At 66.4% G+C, this 1,249-nt stretch carries 1 protein-coding gene and 1 CRISPR repeat array; the gene reads right to left on the bottom strand.

The features are described 5' to 3' along the window. A partial coding sequence (locus ACZ7LY_RS32485) for an HD domain-containing protein (RefSeq protein WP_471628356.1) occupies window positions 1–415 on the bottom strand: 415 nt, incomplete at its 3' end. 252 nt (window positions 416–667) lie between these two features. Continuing rightward, a CRISPR array of direct repeats spans window positions 668–1,184; the repeat unit is 29 nt; unit sequence GTTCTCTCCGCGCGAGCGGAGGTGGCCCG. Between the last annotated feature and the right edge of the window lie 65 nt (window positions 1,185–1,249).

Raw genomic sequence — 1,249 nt, 5'->3', positions numbered from 1 at the left:
CATTCGGCCGGTCAGGGTGTGGTCTCGGGCGTGTGGTTGGTGCCTCCGGGGACGGGCCCAGTGACGGGGTCCCAGAGGTCGACGAGTTGTTCGGCTCCTGCTTCCTCCTCAGGGTCGGACGGGGCGTGGTCGGGCGCCAGAAGCTTCTGGATGTCGCGGGCGGAGTGATCTTCCCAAGGTCGTGAAGCCCAGCCCAGAAGGCCGACACGGCACGCGCCTGCCCCACGCTCAATCCGAACTCTGCTGCAATGCGCTCCCGCGCCTGGGGATGAACCATCCTGTCCCACAACACACCGAACATAGCGGCAAAATCCAGCAAGTGGCAGACCAGAGGGTACGGAAGCGGGAGGTCTCGCTCCTTACCCCAAACCCTTGCATCAAGCCGAACCTCGGGGACAGCTGCATCGTCGCTCATGCCAGAACTTCTAGCACCAGCCACTGACAACGCCTCCCGATCAATCCTCTTCTACGAACTGCGCCCCGCCGATACGGAGTACGACGAGACTGAACCATCCCCGCCGTCGCAACACAGCCCGGCCGAAGGGAAGATGAGGAGTCGACCTTGGAATCGGCACACGGCCTGGAAGAAGCCCGCTACATGGACACCGACCACACCACGTCGAGCAAAGGAACTGCAAAGCCCTTCTGAAGCCCCAGCTCAACAAGGGTTCTCTCCGCGCGAGCGGAGGTGGCCCGAAGTACCGCGTGGTGCGGAACGGGTTCGAGACGTTCTCTCCGCGCGAGCGGAGGTGGCCCGTGGTGAGGCTCCGTGAGCAGCTCTTATGTCCCGTTCTCTCCGCGCGAGCGGAGGTGGCCCGGAAGTCCAGCTCTACCTGTCCTACCTGGACCTGTTCTCTCCGCGCGAGCGGAGGTGGCCCGCTTCTGGAGTGCGCGAGCTACTGCGTGTGCCTGTTCTCTCCGCGCGAGCGAAGGTGGCCCGTTCCTGGCGTCCGGCCCGTGGCTGCCGCCCTTGTTCTCTCCGCGCGAGCGGAGGTGGCCCGGCGCGGTGGCAGGCCAAGGTGGGCGGGATCGAGTTCTCTCCGCGCGAGCGGAGGTGGCCCGTGACCCGCCGGTGTGTGGCCATGCTGCGATCCGTTCTCTCCGCGCGAGCGGAGGTGGCCCGCGCGGATCCTCGCGGGCCTGGAGGCCGCCGACGTTCTCTCCGCGCGAGCGGAGGTGGCCCGCACGCGCACGCCACGGTCAAGATGGTGCTCCCTCGGTGGCTCACTTCCACCTTGTAGAAGCTCTC

The organism is Streptomyces sp. NPDC107550 (genome assembly GCF_055639095.1).
This window is presented reverse-complemented; position numbering and strand designations above follow the sequence as displayed.